16 protein-coding genes are annotated in these 21,650 nt (G+C 73.8%); 2 read left to right on the forward strand and 14 right to left on the reverse strand.

Features of this window, described 5'->3' with window-relative positions; translation table 11 throughout:
- Window positions 1-87 precede the first annotated feature (87 nt).
- The 14 genes from F1D97_RS16950 to F1D97_RS17015 form a co-directional block, all read right to left on the reverse strand.
- Window positions 88-1,137, reverse strand: a complete 1,050-nt coding sequence (locus F1D97_RS16950; RefSeq protein WP_236121642.1) for an ABC transporter permease subunit — start codon at window positions 1,135-1,137, stop codon at window positions 88-90.
- Complete coding sequence (locus F1D97_RS16955) at window positions 1,134-2,213, reverse strand: ABC transporter permease (protein ID WP_236121643.1); 1,080 nt, start codon at window positions 2,211-2,213, stop codon at window positions 1,134-1,136. The genes F1D97_RS16950 and F1D97_RS16955 overlap by 4 nt, the downstream gene beginning before the upstream one ends.
- Window positions 2,210-3,751, reverse strand: coding sequence for a sugar ABC transporter ATP-binding protein (locus F1D97_RS16960; protein WP_236121644.1), 1,542 nt, complete (start codon window positions 3,749-3,751; stop codon window positions 2,210-2,212). Before F1D97_RS16960 ends, F1D97_RS16955 begins: the two co-directional genes overlap by 4 nt.
- Window positions 3,752-4,003: 252 nt before the next feature.
- Window positions 4,004-4,984, reverse strand: coding sequence for an ABC transporter substrate-binding protein (locus F1D97_RS16965; protein WP_236121645.1), 981 nt, complete (start codon window positions 4,982-4,984; stop codon window positions 4,004-4,006).
- 733 nt (window positions 4,985-5,717) lie between these two features.
- On the reverse strand, window positions 5,718-7,226 hold the full coding sequence (araA, locus tag F1D97_RS16970; protein ID WP_236121646.1) for an L-arabinose isomerase: 1,509 nt from the start codon (window positions 7,224-7,226) through the stop codon (window positions 5,718-5,720).
- Complete coding sequence (locus tag F1D97_RS16975; RefSeq protein ID WP_236123648.1) at window positions 7,223-7,963, reverse strand: L-ribulose-5-phosphate 4-epimerase; 741 nt, start codon at window positions 7,961-7,963, stop codon at window positions 7,223-7,225. Before F1D97_RS16975 ends, araA begins: the two co-directional genes overlap by 4 nt.
- A gap of 40 nt (window positions 7,964-8,003) precedes the next feature.
- Window positions 8,004-9,632, reverse strand: coding sequence for a xylulokinase (locus F1D97_RS16980; RefSeq protein ID WP_236121647.1), 1,629 nt, complete (start codon window positions 9,630-9,632; stop codon window positions 8,004-8,006).
- A 227-nt stretch (window positions 9,633-9,859) separates the two neighbouring features.
- Complete coding sequence (locus F1D97_RS16985; RefSeq protein WP_236121648.1) at window positions 9,860-10,852, reverse strand: LacI family DNA-binding transcriptional regulator; 993 nt, start codon at window positions 10,850-10,852, stop codon at window positions 9,860-9,862.
- Between the two features lie 366 nt (window positions 10,853-11,218).
- On the reverse strand, window positions 11,219-12,046 hold the full coding sequence (proC, locus tag F1D97_RS16990) for a pyrroline-5-carboxylate reductase (RefSeq protein ID WP_236123649.1): 828 nt from the start codon (window positions 12,044-12,046) through the stop codon (window positions 11,219-11,221).
- Window positions 12,047-12,184: 138 nt separating this feature from the next.
- A complete protein-coding gene (locus F1D97_RS16995) occupies window positions 12,185-14,455 on the reverse strand; it encodes an HlyD family efflux transporter periplasmic adaptor subunit (RefSeq protein WP_236121649.1) in 2,271 nt (756 codons plus the stop codon).
- The gene (locus F1D97_RS17000) at window positions 14,448-15,467 is read right to left on the reverse strand and encodes a hypothetical protein (RefSeq protein WP_236121650.1); all 1,020 of its coding nucleotides are present in this window, start codon (window positions 15,465-15,467) and stop codon (window positions 14,448-14,450) included. Before F1D97_RS17000 ends, F1D97_RS16995 begins: the two co-directional genes overlap by 8 nt.
- 44 nt (window positions 15,468-15,511) lie before the next feature.
- Window positions 15,512-16,744 (reverse strand): ABC transporter permease, encoded by a 1,233-nt coding sequence (locus tag F1D97_RS17005; protein WP_236121651.1) that lies wholly within the window; start codon window positions 16,742-16,744, stop codon window positions 15,512-15,514.
- On the reverse strand, window positions 16,741-17,496 hold the full coding sequence (locus F1D97_RS17010) for an ABC transporter ATP-binding protein (RefSeq protein ID WP_236121652.1): 756 nt from the start codon (window positions 17,494-17,496) through the stop codon (window positions 16,741-16,743). Before F1D97_RS17010 ends, F1D97_RS17005 begins: the two co-directional genes overlap by 4 nt.
- Complete coding sequence (locus F1D97_RS17015) at window positions 17,489-18,754, reverse strand: efflux RND transporter periplasmic adaptor subunit (protein ID WP_236121653.1); 1,266 nt, start codon at window positions 18,752-18,754, stop codon at window positions 17,489-17,491. Before F1D97_RS17015 ends, F1D97_RS17010 begins: the two co-directional genes overlap by 8 nt.
- A 264-nt stretch (window positions 18,755-19,018) precedes the next feature.
- Here F1D97_RS17015 and F1D97_RS17020 point away from each other — a divergent pair, with 264 nt between their 5' ends.
- The gene (locus tag F1D97_RS17020) at window positions 19,019-20,692 is read left to right on the forward strand and encodes a DUF7059 domain-containing protein (RefSeq protein ID WP_396022541.1); all 1,674 of its coding nucleotides are present in this window, start codon (window positions 19,019-19,021) and stop codon (window positions 20,690-20,692) included.
- A gap of 158 nt (window positions 20,693-20,850) precedes the next feature.
- Window positions 20,851-21,570: a ThuA domain-containing protein gene (locus F1D97_RS17025; protein WP_236121655.1), complete on the forward strand. Its 720-nt coding sequence runs from the start codon at window positions 20,851-20,853 to the stop codon at window positions 21,568-21,570.
- The last annotated feature ends 80 nt before the right edge of the window (window positions 21,571-21,650 follow it).

Raw genomic sequence — 21,650 nt, forward strand, 5'->3', positions numbered from 1 at the left:
GCGGCCACCCTCGTGCGGGAGGGCGGGCGCGGCCCGTCCGTCGGGTCCGGGAGCGGCCGGGCGTCGTGTCTGCGCCCGGCCGCGCCCCTAGCGTCGTCTGGCGACGAGGACCCGCTGGAGCAGCACGAACCCGAGCAGGATCGCGCCGATGAGGATCCGGTTCCACCACGGCTCCAGGCCCTCGCGGTTGCAGACCACCAGGATCAGGCCGTAGAGCGTCACACCGGCGAGCGTGCCCAGCACGTACCCCACGCCGCCCGTGAGCAGCGCACCGCCGATGACGACCGACGCGATCGCGTCGAGCTCCATGCCGACGCCCGACAGGTTGTAGCCGGACTTCGTGTAGAAGGCGAACAGGATGCCGCCGATGCCCGCGCAGGTGCCCGACACGACGTAGACCCACATCTTCGTCGCGCCCGGGCGCAGGCCCATGAGCCCCGCCGCCTGTCCGCCGTCACCCGCGCCGAGCCCGTACACCGTGCGACCGAACCGCGTGTAGTGCAGCAGGTACACCGCGGCGAGCAGCACCACGGCCGCGACGATCATCGACAGGTTCACGTACCAGATGTCCGGGCGCTCGCCGAACTTGATCTTCCAGGACGCGAGCTTCTCGAACCCCGGGTCCTTGATGCCGATCGACGTCGTCCCGATCATGTTCGCCAGGCCCCGGGCCAGGAACAGGCCCGCGAGCGACGCGATGAACGGTTGGATCCGGAAGTACTGGACCATCACCCCGATGAGCGAGCCGACCGCCGTCCCGACGAGCACGCCCACCACGAGCACCACCGGCAACGGGACGCCGTTGAGCAGCAGCTTCGCCACCACGAGCCCGACGAGCGCGACCACCCCACCCACCGACAGGTCGATGCCGCCCGAGATGATGACGAACGTCATCCCGATCGCCAGGACCAGCAGGTACGAGTTGTCGATGAACAGGTTGGAGAACAGCCGCATGCTGATGAAGCTGCGGTCGTCCGTCGAGTAACGCAGCTGGCCCACCACGAGGAGCAGCAGCAGCGCCGCGACCGTGCCCGCCGTCGGCAGGTACCGGCGGTCCAGCAGCCGCCTGCGCACGTCCGCCGACCTCGGGCCGCTCCTCGTCGTCGGGACCTGCGGGGACACCGTCTGCGCGGTCACGCCGCCACCTCCACCTTCTTGTCCTGCGAGCCCGGCAGGCGCGGCACGCGCCGCAGACCCGACATCTCGCGCAGACGCTCGGAGCCGGCGATGCAGATCGCGATGACGACGATCGCCTTGAACAGGTCCTTCGACTCCGACGGCAGGTGGAAGATGATCACCGCGCGGTCGAGCGTCGTGAGGATGAGCGCACCGACGATCGTCCCCGCGAGGGAGAACTTGCCGCCGTCGAGCTTTGTGCCGCCGATGACGACGGCCATGATCGCGTTCAGCTCCATGAGCTGGCCGATGTTGTTCGCGTCGGCCGCCATCGTCGGCGCCCCGTACACCAGGCCCGCGAGGCCCGCGAGCACGCCCGCGATCACGTACACGAGCCACGTGATGTTCCGCGACCGCACACCCGCCATGTGGCTGGCGGTGCGGTTGATGCCGATCGACTCCAGCAGCATGCCGAGCGCGGTGCGCCGCACGACGAGCGCGACGACCGCGAACACGGCCGCACCGATCACCACGGGGGTCGGGATGCCCAGCACGAAGCCCGAGCCGATCGACTTGAACGGTCGCGAGTGCGTCGTCGTGATCTGCCCGCTCGTGAACGCGAGCGCGATGCCGCGACCCGCGACGAGGATGATCATCGTCGCGATGAACGGCTGGATCCCGAGCCCCGCGACGAGGAACCCGTTGAACGCCCCGACGACCGCCGCGACGGCCAGCGCGAGCCCGATCGCGGTCAGCGCGACCGTCGTGCTCTCCCCGTTGCCCGAGTTGTCGATGTAGGTCAGCGCGACCGACAACGCGATCGCCATGACCGCACCGACCGACAGGTCGATGCCGCCCGTCGCGATCACGAGGCACATGCCCAGGGCGAGCAGCAGGAACGTCACCGAGTTGCGTGCGATGTCGACGAGCTGGCCGAACAGGTGGCCGTCGACGACCTTCACGTCGAGGAAGCCCGGGCTGACGAGCCCGCACGCGATCCACAGGGCGACGAGCGCGACGACGGGCCAGAACAGGTGGTGCCTCGTCGCGCGCGTGAGCCACGCGACCCCGGAGGTCTGGACGGTGCCGGTCATCATGCTGCGTCACTCCCGCTCGCTGCGATGGTCTCGAGGACCGTGGACGAGGTCACGTCGGGGCCGTTGACGAGCTCGCCGACCTTCTCGCGGTCGCGCAGCACGACGAGGCGGTGCGACAGCCGCAGCACCTCCTCCAGCTCGGAGGAGATGAACACGACGCCCATGCCCTGCGACGCGAGCTCGACGACGAGCCGCTGGATCTCGGCCTTCGCGCCGATGTCGATGCCACGCGTGGGCTCGTCGAGGATGATCAGCCGCGGCGACGTCGCGAGCCACCGCGCGAGCAGCACCTTCTGCTGGTTGCCGCCCGACAGGTTCTTGATGAGCATGTTCGGGTTCGGCGGCTGGATGTTCAGGGCCGTCATGTAGCGGTCGACGACCTCGTCGAGCTCCTTCGCGGGGAGCCGACGCCAGATGCCGCGGTTCGCCTGGATCGCGAGGGCGATGTTCTCGCGGACCGTGAGGTCGGCGATGATGCCCTCCTTCTTGCGGTCCTCGGTCGAGTACGCGACGCCGTTCTTCAGCGACGCGAGCGGCGCCGCCGAACGGACCTGCTCGCCGAGCACCGTGAGCTCGCCCTCGTCGGGCTTGTCCGCGCCGTACAGCAGGCGCGCGAGCTCCGTGCGCCCCGAGCCGAGCAGACCCGCGAACCCGACGATCTCGCCCTCGTACACCTCGAGGTCCACGGGCTCGATCGACCCCGCGCGCCCCAGCTTCACCGCCGACAGCAGCGGCGTGCCGCGCTCGTCGTCGTGCGCGACGCGCTGCGCGCCCGCCTCGATCGCCGCGAGCTCGTCGCTCGCCCGGCCGAGCATCTTGGAGATCAGGTCGATGCGCGGCAGCTCCGCCGTGAGGTACTCCCCCACGAACCGCCCGTTGCGCAGGATCGTCATCCGATCGCTGATCTCGTAGACCTGCTCCAGGAAGTGCGAGACGAACAGGATCGCGACGCCGCTGTCCCGGAGCTGCCGCACGATCGTGAACAGCTCGGCGACCTCCGCCTTGTCGAGGCTCGAGGTCGGCTCGTCCAGGATCAGCACCTTCGCGTCGACGACCATCGCGCGGGCGATCGAGCACAGCTGCTGCACGGCGATCGAGTGGGAGCTCAGCTGCGACAGCGGGTCGATGTCGAGGTTGAGCCGCGCCAGGTACTCCTTCGCCTTGCGCCGCGTGGCCGCCCAGTTGATGAACGGGCCGACGCGGACCTCGTGGCCCAGCATCACGTTCTCGGCCACCGAGAGGTTCCCGCAGAGGTTGACCTCCTGGTACACCGTGCTGATCCCGGCGGCCTGCGCCCCGGCGGTCGAGTGGAAGCGGTGCGGCTCGCCCGCGACCCGGATCTCGCCGGCGTCGATCTGGTAGACGCCCGTGAGCGCCTTGATCATCGTCGACTTGCCCGCACCGTTCTCACCCATGAGTGCGTGCACCTCGCCCGGCCGGAGCGTGAGGTCGACACCGTCGAGCGCCCGGACGCCGGGGAACTCGACGGTGATCCCACGCATCTGCACGACGGGGGCGGAGTCGGACGTGAGGGACATCGTTGGTCATCCGTCCTGCTGAGGGCGCCGACGGCGGCGCCGTGATGCCGTGCACCTTGCCACGCGACCTGGTCGCCGGCGGGGCACTCCTTGCGTGTCTGGACACTGTCCTGGCGACGACACGCCGTGCGGCGGGGCGGGGAGCCCCGCCGCACGGCTGTGGTGTCACCGGCACGCGGCCCGCGTCAGCGGTCCGGGCCCGTGCCTCGGGCTGCCGTCGGGCAGCTCGGTCCTGCGGTCGTGCGCCGCGCGTCAGTACAGGCGGGCGTCGACCTCGTCCTGCGTGATGCTCTGGTCGAAGGTCTTGTCGACGACGATGGTCTCCTTGGGGACCTCCTCGCCGGCGTGGACCTTCTTGATGGCGTCGAGGATCTGGTCGCCGAACACCGGGTTGCACTCGACGACGAAGTTGAACTTCTTGTCGACGAGGGCCTGCAGACCGTCGCGGACACCGTCGACCGTGACGATGATGATGTCCTTGCCGGGGACCTTGCCCGCGTTCTCGATCGCCTCGATCGCGCCCAGTCCCATGTCGTCGTTGTGCGCGAACAGCAGGTTCATGTCCGGGTACGCCTGCAGCGCGGCCTCCATCGCGGCCTTGCCCTCGGCGCGCGTGAAGTTGCCGGACGCCTTGCCGATGATCTTGTCGGCGCCGACCGTCTCGTCGAAGCCGGCCTCACGGTCGACCTGCGCACCCGAGCCGAGCGTGCCCTGCATCTCGAAGATCTTGGCGTCGGGGTAGTTCTCCTTGACCCACTCGCCGGCCTTCACGCCCTCCGAGTGGAAGTCCGCACCGATCCAGGTGACGTACGGGTCGTCGACCGTGGTGTCGACCGTGCGGTCCACGAGCACGACCGGGATCTCGTTGTCCTTGATCTCCTGCAGGACCTCGTCCCAGCCGGTCTCGACGACCGGGGAGAACGCGATGACGTCGACGCCCTGGTCGATGAAGTCGCGCAGGGCCTTGATCTGGTTCTCCTGCTTCTGCTGCGCGTCGGCGAACGTCAGGTCGATGCCGTTCTCCTTCGTGAGCGAGGCCTTGACGGACTCGGTGTTGGCGGTGCGCCAGCCCGACTCGGCGCCCAGCTGCGAGAAGCCGACCGTGATCAGGTCGCCGTCGCCGCTCGCGCCCTTGTCGCCGTCGCCGTCGCCGCTGCTGCAGGCAGCCAGACCGAGCGAGAGGACGGCCACGGTCGCGGCGATGCCGCGTGCCCGGAACTTCTTGCTGACCATGCTTTCTCCTCCTCGAGAAACCAGCCGTGCCCAGCACGTCTGTGTGGCCTCACCGGCCGGTCGCACCGTCGCGATCCGTCCCGATGTGAGCGTTCACTCGGCGATGTTAACGCTCACAAGTCCGACGGGCCAGGCTTCTGCCGATCTGTTACCGACCTGTGACCCACCCCACACCTCCGCCGCCCGCGCCCGTCCCCACGTCAGACGGGGCACCCACCCCAACCGCCGAGTGCGCACGTTCCGAACGCAGTGCGCACGCCGTACGTGCGCACTCGCGCACGACCGTCCGCACTCGACAGCAGGAATGGGCGTCGACCCCGCGCGCGGGGTCCGGGCGACGACTCGCCGCGTCCAGCGCGCACGTCCCGGACCCAACCGACCACCCCCAATCGCCGAGTGCGCACGTTCCGGACCCACTGCGCACGCCGTGCGTGCGCACTCGCGCACGACCGTCCGCACTCGACAGCAGGAATGGGCGTCGACCCCGCGCGCGGGGTCCGGGCGACGACTCGCCGCGTCCAGCGCGCACGTCCCGGACCCAACCGACCACCCCCAATCGCCGAGTGCGCACGTTCCGGACCCACTGCGCACGCCGTGCGTGCGCACTCGCGCACGACCGTGCGCACTCGGCGTGAGGGGTGGGATGGGGTGGGGGAAGAGGGCGAGGCCCCGACCTGGGTCGGGGCCTCGCTGGTGTGCGCCCGGGACGACCCCCCGGGCGGACGTGTCGGGGTCAGAACCCCTGGGCCAGGCGGTGGTACGCCTGGTTCCAGCGCACCTGGTCACGGAAACCGCGGCGCGTCGTCGACTCGTCGATGACGAGCAGCTCCGCCGACGACAGGTCCGCGAAGATCTCGAACGCCTCGACACCGACCGCGGTCGACAGCACGGTGTGGTGCGCACCGCCGGCGGTGAGCCACGCCTCGGTGCTCGTCGTGAAGTCCGGACGGGGCTTCCACACGGCGCGCGCGACGGGCAGGTTCGGCAGCGACGCCCGCGGCGGGACCACGTCGACCACGTTCGCGGTGAGGCGGAACCGCTCGCGCATGTCGGCGAGCGAGACGACGACGCCGACGCCGGGGTCGGCGTCGAACACCATGCGGACCGGGTCCTCCTTGCCGCCGATGCCGAGCGGGTGGATCTCGACGCGCGGGGTCGTCGTGGTCAGGGTCGGGCAGATCTCGAGCATGTGCGCGCCGAGGATCAGCTCGTCGCCCGGCGTCAGGTCGTACGTGTAGTCCTCCATGAGGGAGGCGCCGCCGGGCAGGCCCTCGCCCATGACCTTCGCGGCGCGCACGAGCACCGCCGTCTTCCAGTCGCCTTCCGCGCCGAACCCGTAGCCCTTCGACATGAGGCGCTGCACCGCGAGGCCCGGCAGCTGGCGCAGGTCGCCCAGGTCCTCGAAGTTCGTCGTGAACGCCTTGGCGCCCAGGGACGACAGGAGCTGCTCGAGCGCGACCTCCTGGCGCGCGGCGTACCGCAGCGACTCGTGGCGGTCGCCGCCGGCGCGCAGCTCGGGCACGACGTCGTAGAGCTCCTCGTACTCCTTGACGAGCACGTCGACGTCGGAGTCCGCGACCTGCGCGACCGCCGCGACGAGGTCGTTGACGCCCCACGTGTTCACGGAGACGCCGAACCGCACCTCGGCCTCGGTCTTGTCCCCCTCGGTCACCGCGACGTTGCGCATGTTGTCGCCGAACCGCGCGAGGCGCAGCGACTGCGTGGCCGCCCGCCCGGCGGCGGCGCGCACCCACGTGCCCACGCGGCGCGCGACCGCCGGGTTCGACACGTGCCCGGACACCGTGGTCCGGGTGACGCCCATGCGCGCCGCGATGTACGCGTACTCGCGGTCGCCGTGCGCGGCCTGGTTGAGGTTCATGAAGTCGAAGTCGATCGAGTCCCACGGGAGCTCGACGTTCGCCTGCGTGTGCAGGTGCAGCAGCGGCTTGTCGAGCACGGACAGGCCGTGGATCCACATCTTGGCCGGGCTGAACGTGTGCATCCAGGTGATGACGCCGAGCACGCGGTCGTCGGAGTTCGCGTCGAGCATCGCGCGGCGGATCGAGTCGGAGTCCTTGAGGACGGGCTTCCACACGACCGTCACGGGCACGTCGGGGCTCGCGTCGAGCGTCCGCGCGACCTCCTGCGACTGCTGGGCCACCTGGCGGAGGGTCTCCTCGCCGTACAGGTCCTGGCTCCCGGTGAAGAACCAGACCTCACGGTCGGCGTACGGCTTGCTCACGCGTGCTCCTCCTTGGTGACCGTGGCGGCGGTGCCCTGGCCGTAGACGTTCTGGTACCTCGCGTACAGCGAGTCGACGTGGTGCTGCGCGATGGGCAGCGGCTCCCCGAGCTGGCGGGAGAGGTGGACGGTGCGCGCGACCTCCTCGACCATGACGGCGGCCTTGACGGCGGCCTTCGCGTCGCGGCCGATGGTGAACGGGCCGTGGTTGCGCATGAGCACGGCGGGGCTGCGGGAGTCGCGCAGGGTCTCGACGATGCCGCGGCCGATCGAGTCGTCGCCGATGAGGGCGAACGGGCCGATGGGGATGTCGCCGCCGAACTCGTCGGCCATCATCGTCAGCACGCACGGGACGGGCTCGGCGCGCGCCGCCCACGCGGTCGCGTACGTCGAGTGCGTGTGCACGACGCCCCCGACCTCGGGCATGTGCGTGTAGACGTACGCGTGCGCGGCGGTGTCCGACGAGGGTGAGCGGTCGCCGTCGACGAGCGTGCCGTCGAGCGTGCACACGACCATCGACTCGGGGGTGAGCTCGTCGTACGTGACGCCGGACGGCTTGATGACGAGCAGGTCGCGCTCGCTCGGGCCGGCGGGGTCGACGACGACGCGCTGCGAGACGTTGCCCGCGGTCCAGACGACGAGCCCCCAGCGCGGGAGCTCGGCGTGCAGGCGGGCGACGACCTCGCGCGTGCGTGCGACGTCCTCCTGCACGGACGCGGGGTGGTCGGCGAGGGTCATCGTGGTGCGCTCCTGCGTGGTGCGGGTGGTCATGGTGCCGTCAGATCGCCTCGGTGGCCGCGCGCTCGACGGCGAGGCCCGCCTCGTACCGCTCGAGGTAGGCGGCGAACCCGCGCACGTCGTCGGGGTCCGGGTCGACGACGTCGATGCGCGCGTCGCGGAACACGTCCTGCGCGAGGTAGGTGCCCAGGTCGCGGTCCGCGTGCTGCAGGTACGCGGCGAGCACCGCGATCCCCCAGGCACCACCCTCGCCCGCGGCGCTGCCGACCGCCACAGGGGCGTCGACCGCGGCCGCGAGCAGCCGCTGCGCGACCCCCTCGGTGCGGAACAGACCGCCGTGCGCGAACATCGCGTCGAGCTCCACGCCCTCGGCGGCCAGCACCCGCATGCCGAGGGCGAGCGTGCCGAACACGCCGTACACCTGCGTGCGCATGAGGTTCGCGAGCGTGAGCCGGCTGTCGGGCGTGCGCACGACGAGCGGGCGCCCCTCGGTCAGGCCGGTGACGGGCTCGCCGGACAGGTAGTTGTAGGCGAGCAGGCCGCCGCCGTCGGCGTCTGCCTCGAGCGCCTCGCGCAGCAGCGCGGCGAACACGTCGTCGGACGACGCCGGGTGGCCCAGGGCCGCGGCGAACCGGCCGAACACCTGCGCCCACTCCCCGAGCTCGCTCGCGCCGTTGTTGCAGTGCACCATCGCGACGAGCTCGCCGGACGGCGTCGTGACGAGGTCGAGCTCGTCGTGCACCTGGGACAGCGGCTTCTCGAGCACGACCATCGCGAAGATCGACGTGCCGACCGAGACGTTGGCGGTGCGCGGCGCGACCGAGCCGGTCGCGACCATGCCGGTGCCGGCGTCGCCCTCGGGCGGGCACAGCGGGACGCCCGCGACGAGAGTTCCCGTCGGGTCGAGCAGCGCGGCGCCCTCCGCGGTGAGCCGGCCGGCCTCCTCGCCGGCGAGCCGCACGGCGGGCAGCAGGTCGACGAGCCGGGTGGCGGGGCCACGGCCGGCGACGAGCGTGTCGAACGACGCGAGCATCGTGGCGTCGTAGTCGCGGGTGGCGGTGTCGATCGGGAACATCCCGGACGCGTCGCCGATGCCGAGCACCTTCTCGCCCGTCAGGCGCCAGTGCACGTAGCCCGCGAGCGTCGTGACGAACGCGATGTCCGGCACGTGCGGCTCGTCGTCGAGTGCCGCCTGGTAGAGGTGCGCGACGGACCAGCGCAGCGGGATGTTGTGGCCGAGCAGGGCCGACAGCTCGGCGGCGGCGGGTCCGGTGCTGGTGTTGCGCCACGTGCGGAACGGGACGAGCAGCTCGTCGGACGCGTCGAACGCGAGGTAGCCGTGCATCATCGCGGAGACGCCGAGCGCGCCGTACGTCGTCGGGCGCACGCCGTAGCGCTCCTCGACGTCCGCGACGAGCGCGGCGTACGCGGCCTGCAGCCCGGCCCAGACGTCCTCGAGCGCGTACGTCCAGCGGCGGTCGACGAGCTGGTTCTCCCACTCGTGCGCGCCGGCGGCGACCGGTGCGGAGTCCGGTCCGACGAGGCACGCCTTGATGCGGGTGGAGCCGAGCTCGATGCCGAGCGCCGTCCGGCCCGCGACGATGTCGTCCCGGATCCGCGCCGCCCGCGCCGGCTGGTCGACGCCTTCCGGCGTCACGTTGTCGGTCATCGCGCCCCTTCGCACGTCTGTCCAGATCCCCCCGCGGGGCGTCTCCTAGATGTTAACGCTCACACTTGTCCAGGTACACCATCTCGTCCGGTTATACATCGATGTAAACGCGTCCGGGCGGGCCGTCCGGCCATGACGACGAGCGTGCGCGACCGGCCACCGCCGCGCGACCGGCGGACGCGGCACACCGCGCGACCCCTGCCGGACCCGGCGTCGGAGGGCCCGCGCTACACGCCCGAGCTGCGCCGCACGACGATCTCCGGCGGCACCAGCCGCGGCGCACCGCGCTTCTCGCTGCTGCCCAGCGCACCGCGCAGCACCTCGATCGCGAGCGCCCCGAGCCGGACGAAGTCCTGACGCACCGTCGTCAGCGGCGGCAGGTAGTGCGCCGAGCCGACCTCGTCGTCGAACCCCACCAACGCGACGTCCTTGCCCACCCGGATCCCCGCGTCCCAGAACGCGTGCTCGAGACCCAGAGCGAGCTGGTCGTTCGCCGCGAAGATCGACTCCGGCACGCGACCGCGCGCCGCGAGCTCACGGCCCACCTCGTAGCCCGCGTCCGCCGACCATCCCGCGACGATCGGCTCCCGGACGACCACGCCCGCAGCCGCGCACTCCTCGCGCCACCCGGCCAGGCGGTCCTGCGCGTCGAACCAGTCCTGCGGGCCCGCCACGTGCAGCACCTCGGTGTGCCCGCGCGCGAGCAGGTGACGCGTCGCGAGCCGCGCGCCCAGGCGCTGGTCGACCCCGACCGACAGCACGCCCTCCGTCTCGCGCAGCTCGAGCGCCGAGCAGATGAGCACCACCGGCACGGGCACGTCGAGGCCCGAGACGGCCGACGCGACCTCCCTCGTCGGCGCGATCACGACCAGCGCGTCCACGCCGTGGTCGAGGAAGTGCTCGACGGCGTCGCGCATCGACTGCGCGGTGAACCGGCGCATCGTCGCGACCGACACGTACCAGCCCGCCTCGCGCGCGGCCTGCTCGAACGCGACCAGCGTGCTCGTCGGGCCGTACAGCGCGGACGCGGGCGTCACGACGCCGAGCGTGTCCGACCGGCGCGTCACCAGTGCGCGTGCGGCGCTGTTGCGCCGGTACCCCAGGCTCGCGATCGCGGCCTGCACGCGGTCGCGCGTCTCCGGGCGCACGCTCGGGTGCCCGTTGAGGACCCGCGACACCGTCTGGTGCGAGACCCCCGCGGCCAGCGCCACGTCGCTCATGGCTGGCGGCCGGCTCGACTCCGTCGACATCCGTGTGCTCCCTCGTGCGACGCGAGGCGCCGCGATCGGCGGGTACCGAGGTACCGCGCGTGTGCCCCGTACGTACCGTAGGGCCCCCGGCCTCCGGAAGGGCGCCGAAGCGGCCCCGCGGGTCCTCGCGGGGCCGCGCGCCTTCGGGTTCCGACCGCAGACCCCGACCCAGCGGTTCCTCCGGCTCAGCGTCGCGAGAGCCGGAGGAACGACGGGGTCGGCGGGTTGGTCACCGACGAGCCCGTGGTTGCTCCGGCTCTCGGGGCTCGAAGCCGGAGGAACCGCTGGCTCGACGTCGCGACGGGTCGTCCGCGGGGTCGGGTCGACGCTGTGGGGTCAGGAGCGGCCGAGCTCGCGGGAGCGGTCGTAGGCCGCGCGCGCCGCCGCGACGACGCCCGCGCGGACCGCGTGCGCGTCGAGCTGCGCGACCGCCGCGACCGTGGTGCCACCCGGCGACGAGACGCGCTCGCGCAGCACCGCCGGGTGCTCGCCCTGCGCCGCGAGCGCACCCGCACCCTCGACCGTCGCGACCGCGAGCCGCGTCGCCAGGTCGCGCGTGAGACCGAGCAGCACACCCGCCTCCGCCATCGCGTCGATCAGGTAGAACGCGTACGCCGGGCCCGAGCCGGAGATGGCGGTCACCGCGTCGAGGTCCTTCTCGCCGACCCGCACGACGAGCCCCGTCGCCGCGAGCACGCGCTCGACGAGCGCGAGGTGCTCCTCGCCCGCGTGCGCACCGGGCGCGATCGCGCTCGCGCCCTTGCCGACGACCGCGGGCGTGTTCGGCATGACCCGCACCACCGGCGTACCCGCGGGCAGGTGCTGCTCGTACGTCGCGATCGGCACGCCCGCCGCGACGCTCACGACGAGCGTGCGCGCAGGCAGGTGGTCCGCGATCTCCGTGAGCACCGCGGGGACGACGTGGGGCTTGACCGCGAGCAGCACCACGTCGGCGCGGGCCGCCGCCTCGGCGTTCGTCGCACCCGTGCGGATGCCGTGCCGCTGCGCGAGCTCGTCGGCACGCGCGGCGGACTGCTCGGTGACCTCGACCCGGTCGGTCGGCCAGCCGCCCGTGAGCAGCGCGGACACCAGCGCCTCGCCCATGACGCCGCCGCCCAGCACCGCCACCACCGGCGTGCTCGCGCCGCGCTCCTGCTCGGTCATGGTGCCGCCGCCCTTCTCGTGGTCCGTGGGGTCGCGTCGAGCCGTCACGCACTCTCGTCGGACGGGACGACGACGCGCGCGAGCCTACCCGCGCGCGTCGTCGTCCCCCGTGCCCGTCCGCCCGGCGCCCGACGCCGGTCACCCGCCCGGGAAGCCACCGCCGGGGAAGCCACCGCCCGGGGGACCGCCGGGGAACCCGCTGGGCAGGTCCTGCCCGGTCGACCCGCTCGACGAGCCCCCGAGGCCCGTGAGCCCGGACGGCCTCCCCTCGTCCGTCACCAGCTGCTGCGTCAGGTCGGCGAGGACGACCTCGTCGCCCACGCTCAGACCGTCGGTGATCTCGGTGAGCTCCGCGCCGACCGCACCCGTCGTCACCTCGACCGGGGTCGCGACCCCGTCGGTGAGCACGTCGACCGTCGTCGTACCGCCCTCCACGTGCACCGCGGACGTCGGGACGGTCAGCACCTCGTCGCCGTCCGCGACCGCGACCGTGATCTCGGCCGACGAGCCGTCGAACAGCCGCTCGCCCGCGTCGTCGACCGCCAGGACGACCGTGTACGACGGGGTCGAGCTCGACGTCTCGGTGTTGAGCAGGCCGATCGACGTGACCCGCGCCGTGAACGGGGTGTCGGTGGTGCGGACCGTGACGTCGGCGTGCTGCCCGACCTCGAGCAGGTCGACCTGCGCGAGCGTGACCGTCGTGCTCAGCACGTAGCCGTCGCCCCCGACGACCGTGACCACGGCCGTGTCCGACGATGCCTCGACGCTCGCCCCCGCGCTCAGCGACACCGCCGCGACGGTGCCGCCGATCGGTGCGGTGAGCGTCGCGAGCGGGAGCCTGCTCTCCGCGAGGTCGAGGCGGGCCTGCGCGAGCTCGATCGCCGCACGGTCCGCGAGCACGTCGGCCGCGGTCGCGACGCGCGTGCCGCCCGACGGGTCGCCCCCCGCCTGGCCGCCCGTGCCCGGCTGCGCGCCGCCGGGGACGGGGTCGTCCGCGCCGCCGCCGGGCTGACCCGGGACGGCAGGGTCGGTGGGCTGCACCGGGGGCTGGGCCGGGTCCGTGGGCTGTGCCGGGTCGGTCGGCTGCGCCGGGGGCTCACCGGGGTCGGTCGGGTCGGTCGGGCCGCCGGGCTGCGTCGGGTCCGTGGGGTCCGTGGGGTCCGTGGGGTCCGGGGACGACGAGCCGAGCGACGCTCGCACCGCCGCGTCCAGCGCCGCCACGGCGTCGTCGAGGTCGGACGCCGCGGCGAGCAGCGCCTGCTGCGCGCCGTCCACGTCCTGCTGACCCGACAGCACGTCCGCGACCGCGCCCTGGCACGCGGCGAGCGCGTCGGACACCGACGTGTCATCCGCCGCGGTGACCGTGAGCGCGGCCGAGCCGAGGGTCGACGACGAGCCGGCGAGCGTCACCGTCTGCGCCCCCGTCGCCCCCGCGGGCACCAGCACCGCGACCGAGAACGACGAGCCCGCGGCCGTCACCTCGGCCACCTGCGAGCCCGCGACGTGCAGCGTGTACGTCTCACCGTCGGCGACACCGGTGACGTCGACGCGGACCGCGGCACCAGCGGCGGCCGTGCCGGGCGTGACCGTCAGGCCGTCGCCCGACGACGGCGCGCCCGAGGCCGCGGTCGCGTCCAGCAGCTCCTGGCACACGAGCTGCGCGGCGCTCACCCGGGCACCGGAGTCGGTCAGCGCGTCGGAGGTGGCGTCGTACTGGTCGAGCAGCGCCTGCTGCGCGTCGGCGACCGCGTCGAGCGCGTCGGCGACCTCGGCGGGCAGCGTGGCGCCGCTCGTCGGGGCCGGGCTCGGCGCCGTGGCCGAGGCCGCGGCAGACGGCGCAGCCGTGCGCACGAGCGCGGTCGTCGTGCCCGTCGTGGCCGAGGCGAGCGCGGTCGTCGCGACGGCACCCGTCGAGAGGCTCGCCGACGCGCTCGTCGAGAGGCTCGTCGACGTGCTCGTCGAGCTGGTCGTCGTGAGCCCGCTCGTCGTCGCGCTGCTCGATGCGGTGCCCGACGTCTGGGACTCGAGGTCCTCCTCGAGCTGCTGCTGCGCGTCGGCGAGCACCTCGGCGGCGTCGTCGACGTCGGCCTGCAGGTCGGACGCGTCGAGGGTCGCGAGCACCTCACCCGCGGCGACCTGGTCACCGACCGCCACGGCGACGTCCGCCACGGTGCCCCCGACCGAGAACGCGGCGTCCCGCCGCGTCGCGGACGCGACCGTGCCGGTGAGCGCGACCTTCTGCGCGACCGAGCCGAGCGACGCCACGGCCGTGCGGTAGCGCGCGCCGTCGCCGCCTGTCAGCGCGAGGGCGACGCCACCGCCCGCGACGCACAGCGCGGTCGCCCCGGCGACGACGCCGAGCACGCGGCCGCGGCCGCGCGCGCGGCGGGCACCGCGCGCGTCACGCATCGCCGCCCCCCTGACCGGCGCCCGAGCCACCGGGGCCACCCGTGCCAGGCATGCCGCCGAACCCGCCGAACCCGCCGAACCCGGTCGAGCAGCCGTCGTCGCCCGGGGTCGAGACCGCGACGCTGGTCGCCGCGACCTTGCCGGAGTCGTCGGCCTCGCCACGCACGGTCGCGCACCGGCCGACCTCGAACGCGCTCGCGTCGCCCACGGTCGTCGTCGTGACCGTGGTGGAGCCGTCGACGACGACCGTCGCCGAGCTCGTCGTGCCGTCCTGCGCGGTGGTCTCGACGGTGATCGTCGTGGCGTCGACCGCGGTGACGAGCCCCGCGGTGACGCCGCCGAACCCGCCGAGACCGCCCGGGCCGCCGGGCATCCCCGCGGCGCCGCTCGGCAGGTCGGTCGGCAGGTCGCCCGGAGCCGCCCCGCCACCGGGGAAGCCTGTCGGGAAGTCGTCCGGGAGGTCCGTCGGGAAGTCGGACGGCAGGTCCGTCGGCATCCCGTCCGGACGCTGACCGCGACCACCGCCCGGGAAGCCACCGCCGAGCACCGCGCACGCGCCGTCCACGGGCTGCGAGACCGTCACCGTCGCCGCCGGGGTCTCGTCGGTCGACCGGTCGACCGCGGGCTCCTGGTCGTCCGACGGCAGGCGGAACCCGCCGGTCGTCGCGACCACGCACGACCCGACGGTCACGGCCGACAGGTCCGCAGCGTTCGTGACCTGCACGGCCGTCTCGTCGGTCCAGGTGACCGCCGTCTGGCCGTCGTCGTCGCGCAGCTGCAGCATGCCGTCGCCGACCTGCACGATCGCGCCGCTCACACCGCCGCGCAGGCCGCCGGGCGTGTCCCCGGCCGGTCCGCGCGGGGGGTCCGCCGGGGCGGGGCCGGTCGACGCGGCGCTCGGCGTCGCCGCCTCGTCCGGGGAGGGGTCGCCGCCGCACGCGGTGAGCGTCAGCGCGACGGCACCCGCCGTGAGCGCCGCGACGAGGTGCCTGGCCGTGGTGCGCGTGGTCATCGGGTTCTCCTGTCGAGGGTCGGTGCGTGGGGACGCCGCGCGTGTCACTGGGCGCGCAGGGCGTCGATGGGGGCGAGGCGCGCGGCACGGGTCGCGGGGTACACGCCGAACACGAGGCCGATGCCGACCGCGATCGCGACCGAGCCGGCCACGGCCGCGCCGGACACGACGACCGACGTGCCGAGCAAGCCGGGCAGCCAGCGCGCCGCCGCGATCCCGAGCGCCGCACCCAGCACGCCACCGCCGAGCCCGAGGACGGACGCCTCGACGAGGAACTGTCGGCGGATCGCCCACGGCGGCGCGCCGAGCGCCTTGCGCAGGCCGATCTCGCGCGTCCGCTCCGTGACGGACACCAGCATGATGTTCATGACGCCGATCCCGCCGACGAGCAGCGACAGCGCGGCGATGCCCGTGAGCAGGACCGTCAGCGTGCGGTAGACCGCGGTCGCGGTGGAGACCAGCGCGTCCTGCGACTCGACCGTGAAGTCCGCCGCGTCGGCGGACGTGATGCCGTGCAGGTTGAGCAGGATCTGCGTGACCTCCTGCGAGGCGGCCGACAGCCGGTCCGACGACGCGGCCTGCACGTAGACGGTCGACAGCGACCTGCGCTGCCACCCGCCGACGAGCGACTCCGACATGGTCGACAGCGGCACGACCGCGACGTCGTCGAGGTTCACGTCGCCGCTCGAGCCCATCTCGGCGAGCACGCCCACGACCGTGAAGTCCGTGTCCGCGACCGTGACGACCTGCCCGACGACGTTCGTGCGGCCGAACAGCTCGGTCGCGACCTCGGAGCCGAGGACGATCACCGACGCGGCGTCGGCGTCGTCCTCCGCGGTGACGAACTCGCCGAACGCGAGCGACCGGGCACGCACGTCCAGCCACGACTCGGTCGTGCCCGTGACGGTCGTCGTCCAGTTGGTGTCGTTCGCCTCGAGCGTCAGGCTCGTCTCCTTCTCCGGCGCCACGGCCGCCACGTCGGGCGCCGCGACCGGCGAGGCGAGCGCGTCCGCGTCGGAGCGCGTGAGGGTCGCGGCCGAGCCGAACCCGCCGCGGATCCCGTCGCTCGACGTGCTCGAGCCGGGCGTGACGATGAGCAGGTCCGAGCCGAGCGCGCTGATCTGCGCCGACACGTCCTTCTGCGTGCCCAGGCCGAGCCCGACGGTGAGGATCACCGCGGCGATGCCGATGAGGATGCCCAGCACGGTGAGCGACGAGCGCAACGCGTGGCTGCGGATCGCGGCCCACCCGGTCCGCAGGGTCTCCACCCAGGTCATGCGCGCGCCTCCGGCGTCGGGTCGGCGGCCTCCTGCGTGAGCCCGTCGAGCACCCGCACGACGCGCTGCGCGCGCTGCGCCACGTCGTGCTCGTGCGTGATGAGCACGATCGTGCGGCCCTGCGCGTGCAGCTCGTCGAGCAGCGCGAGCACGTCCCGGGTGGAGGCGGAGTCCAGGTTGCCGGTCGGTTCGTCCGCGAGCAGCAGGTCGGGGTCGCCGACGAGCGCGCGGGCCACCGCGACGCGCTGCTGCTGACCGCCGGACAGCTCGCCCGGCCGGTGGTGCAGGCGGTCGCCCAGGCCGACCCGCTCGAGCGCCTCGGCCGCGCGGGCACGACGCTCACCCGCGGGCACGCGCCGGTACTGCAGCGGCAGCTCGACGTTGCGCAGCGCCGAGAGCGCCGGCAGCAGGTGGAACTGCTGGAACACGAACCCGATGCGCTGGTTGCGGACCTGCGCGAGCTCGACCTCGTCGAGCTGCTCGACGTCGTCACCCGCGAGCCGGTACGACCCGGCCGTGAGCGTGTCGAGGCAGCCGAGCACGTTCATGAGCGTCGACTTGCCCGAGCCCGAGGGCCCGACGACCGCGACGTACTCGCCGCGCTCGATCGTCAGGTCCACGCCGCGCAGCGCCTCGAACTCCACCGAGCCCGTGCGGTACGTCTTGCGCGCACCGACCAGCTCGATGACGGGGCGGAGGTCGTCGTCGAGCAGGGCGGTCGCGGGCACGCTCGTCGGGAAGAGGTCAGCCATTGCGCTGCCCGCCCTGCCCGGGAAAGCCACCCGGGAAGCCGCCCTCGGGCATCTGTCCGCCGCTCGGCGGCTCGAAGCCCTCCGGCAGCTCGAAGCCCTCCGGCAGCCGGCCGCCGAAGCCCGGGCCCTGCTCCTCGGAGCCGCCCGAGCGCCCGCCGGCCGTGACCTGCACGACGACGGAGTCGCCCTCGCTCAGCCCCGAGACGACCTCGACCAGCGTGCCGGACGTCTCGCCCGTCTCGACCGTGACCGTGCGCGTCGACCCGTCGTCGTCCGGCACCGTGACCTGTGACGTGCCGTCGTCGGCCCGCGTGACCGCGAGGGACGGGACCGTGAGCACTCCGGTGCGGCGCTCGTAGATGATCTCGACGTCCACGCTCACGCCGTCGTGCAGCGCCTCCTCGGGGAGCGTCACGTCGATCGTCACGGGGTACGACGCGATGCCCGACGAGCTGCTCGACACGAGCCCGACCCCGGCGACCGTGCCGTAGAGCGAGCCCGTGAGGTCGTCGGACGTCATCTCCACCTGGTCGCCGACCTCGACGAGCGCGACTTCCGACTCGTCGACGCTCGTCGTCACCTGCCACGCGTCCGTCCCGACGACTACGAACTGCGCGGACGACGAGGACGACGAGGAGGTCGGCCCGCCCGTCATCCCCCCGGTGCTTCCGCCGCCGGCCGTGCCGCCCGAGCCCTGCACGACGTCGCCGACCTCGAGGTCGACGCTCGTCACGACACCCGCCGCGGGCGACGTGAGGGTCGCACCCGCGCGCGCCTCCTCGGCCTCGTCGTAGGCGGCCTGCGCGACCGCGACCTGCGCCTGCGCGGCGTCGATCTGCGCGTCGGCCACCTCGGAGCCGTCGTCCTCGTCCTGCGCGTTCGACAACCGGGCGTGCGCCTCGACGAGCGTCGCCTTGGCCTGCAGCAGGTCCGCGTCGAGCGTGAGCGTGTCGACGGTCGCGAGCGTCTGCCCCTGCGTGACCGTGTCGCCGACCGCGACCTCGACCGCCGTGACCGTGCCCGCGACCTCGAACGACACGCTCTCGTTGACGGTCGGCGTCAGGGTGCCGGTGCCGGTGACGGTCTTCTCGAGCGTCGTCAGGCTCGCCTGCACGGTTCGCGTGGTCGGCTCCTGCGCGTCCTGGGCCGCGGCGGGCTCGCGCCACCACAGCCACCACGCGCCCCCCACGAGCACGGCCACCACGGCCACGGCGGCCACCGAGCGCAGGACCCACCTGCGCCGTGAGCGAGCAGACATCAGCACCCTTCCGACGATCGTCCGGTCGCGAACCTAGGGAGCGCGCCTGGGCCCGGGATGGGGCCACCCTGGGAGAACCCTGGGAGAAGGCGTCCTGACCAGCACGTCTACGCGTGGGCGCGCGTCCACGCGGGCTGAGCGCCCGTGCACGGGGTTCACCCGGACAGCCCAACGCCGCCCCGTCCAACCGCCCCCGTTCGACCGCCTCCGCGACCCCGCAGTTGCTCCGGCTCCCGGTCGTCATGGCCGGAGCGATCACGGGTCATGGGCAGCACGGCGGTGCGCGGGACCTCGTGCGGGGGACGGGAAGGGGCGCGGAGGCGGGGTCGGGGTGAGCGGGGCGGGGGTGAGGCGGCTCGGGTGGGGCGGGTCGGGGAGGATGGGGGTGTGGACGTTCCTGTGACCGAGCCTGGGCTCGTCGATGCGCTGAGGGCCGATCTCGAGGACGCCGGGTACGGCGTGGAGCACGTCGAGCGGGTGCTCGGGCCCGTCGCGGCGGCCGCGCTGCACCGCGAGGAGACCGTGCCCGCGCTGCGCACGTCGGCGGCCGCGCTGACCGGCGACGACGCGGCGGTCGCGGCGCTCGTTCGGCTGTTCGTCCTCGGCACCGGGGTGCCGCGCCGGCTCGTCGACGCCGCGCTCCCCCGCCTCGGCGCCGACGGCGCCGAACACCTCGGGCTCGTCGTCGCGGCGGGGGCGGGCGACGACGACGAGGTGCGCGCGCTCGTCGACCTGCGCCCCTACGCGGCGACGGACGGCCACGGCGAGGCCACGTGGTGGCTCGCATCGGACCTCGGTGAGCTCGCGACCGGTGGCGCCCTGCGCACCGACCACGTGCTCGGCGTCGGCGGCGCGTCGACGACGCTCGCGCAGGTCACCGTGCGCGACGAGCGGGCGCGCGCGCTCGACCTCGGCACGGGCTGCGGGGTGCAGGCGCTGCACGCCGCGCGGCACGTCCGGCACGTCACCGCGACCGACATCAGCGCCCGCGCGCTCGCGTTCGCGCGGTTCAACGCGACGCTCGCGGGCGTCCCCGCGGACCGGCTGGCGCTGCGCGAGGGGTCGATGCTCGAGCCCGTCGTCGGCGAGGCGTTCGACCTCGTCGTGAGCAACCCTCCGTTCGTCATCACGCCCCGCCGCGCGGACGTCCCCGCGTACGAGTACCGCGACGGGGGCCGCGCGGGGGACGACCTGGTGCGCGACCTCGTCGTCGGCGTGGGCGCCGTGCTCGCACCCGGCGGCGTCGCCCAGCTCCTCGGGAACTGGGAGGTGCGGCGCGGCGCGGACTGGCACGAGCGCGTCGGTGAGTGGCTCGACGCGTCGGGCCTCGACGGCTGGGTGGTGCAGCGCGAGCTGCTCGACCCCGCGCAGTACGCCGAGACGTGGATCCGCGACGGCGGCACGACGCCCGAGCGCGACCCCGCGGGTTGGGCCACGCGGTACGGCGCGTGGCTCGACGACTTCGCGAGCCGCGACGTCGAGGCCGTGGGCTTCGGGATCGTCACGCTGCGCAGGCCCGCCGACGACCGCGCGCGGCTGCGCCGGCTCGAGGAGGTCACCGGCACGGTCCGTCAGCCGCTCGGTCCCGCGGTCGCGGCCGCGCTCGCCGCGCACGACTGGCTCGCGGCGCGCGACGACGAGGCGCTGACGCGCGAGCGGCTCGTCGTCGCCGCGGACGTGACCGAGGAGCGCTACCTCACGCCCGGCGACGTGGACCCGCAGGTCGTGCTGCTGCGCCAGGGCGGTGGGTTCGGGCGGACCGTGCAGGTCGGGACCGCCGCCGCGGGGCTCGTCGGCGCGTGCGACGGCGAGCTGACCGTGGGGCAGGTCGTCGGTGCGCTCGGTGCGCTGCTCGACGTGGGTGCGGACGCGGTCGCGGCGGACGTCCTGCCGACGGTCCGCGGCCTCGTCGCCGACGGCCTCCTCCTCCCCGCCTGACGCTCGCCCGACTCCGCCTCCCGCCGCGACGACCCCGCGCTTCCTCCGGGTATCGGGCCGCAGAGCCGGAGCGACCACGGGGTCGGGTCGAGGACGAGTCCCTTGCCCGAGGGCGCCGGGGCTGGGCGCGGGGCGGGCGCTCTGGTTGGGTGGGGGGCGTGGGACGGGTTCTGGTGCTCGTGGGAGCCGGTCGGTACGCCGACCCGTGGCACGACCACGCCGCGCAGGGCGACGAGGTCGCCCAGGTCGCCCGCGCACTGGGGCACGAGGTGCGCGTGCGCAGCACCCGCCCGTCCACGTTCGACGACCTCGCCGGGCAGCCCGGGTCCGACGGCGGGCCGTGGCTGCCCGACGTGCTCGTGGTCGCCGCGAGCGGCGACCCCGGCCAGCAGCCCGACGACGACTCGCCCGCCTGGCAGCCGTTCCACGACGCGCGCCAGGCGCTCGTCGAGCGGGGCACCGCGGTGCTCGCGCTGCACGCGTCGGCGTGCGTGTTCGCCGACGACCCGCGCTGGGCCGCGACGATCGGCGGGCGCTGGGTCCCGGGCCGGACCTGGCACCCCGACCACGGGCCGACGACGTTCCGCGTGGTCGACCACGAGCACCCGGTCACCTGGAGCCTGGGCTCGGTGACCGCCGACGACGAGCGGTACGCCGACCTCGTCGTCGAGCCCGGCGTCCACGTGCTCGTCGTCGCGGACGTCACGGCCGACGAGGCGCGCGGCCGCGGCACCGCGGGCGAGCACCCGGTGGTCTGGACGGTTCCGGGTGCGGGCAAGGTGCTGTACGACGCGCTGGGTCACGACGCCCGCTCGTTGTCCTCCCCGTCGCGCCGCGCGCTGCTCGCCTCCGAGCTCGCCTGGCTCATGCAGCCCTGACGACCCCGCCATTCCTCCGGCTCCGCCGGCTCTGAGCCGGAGGAAGCGCGGGGTCGGTGGAGAGGCGGGTCGCGGCCGCG

Source organism: Cellulomonas palmilytica, assembly GCF_021590045.1.
Taxonomy (GTDB): domain Bacteria; phylum Actinomycetota; class Actinomycetes; order Actinomycetales; family Cellulomonadaceae; genus Cellulomonas; species Cellulomonas palmilytica.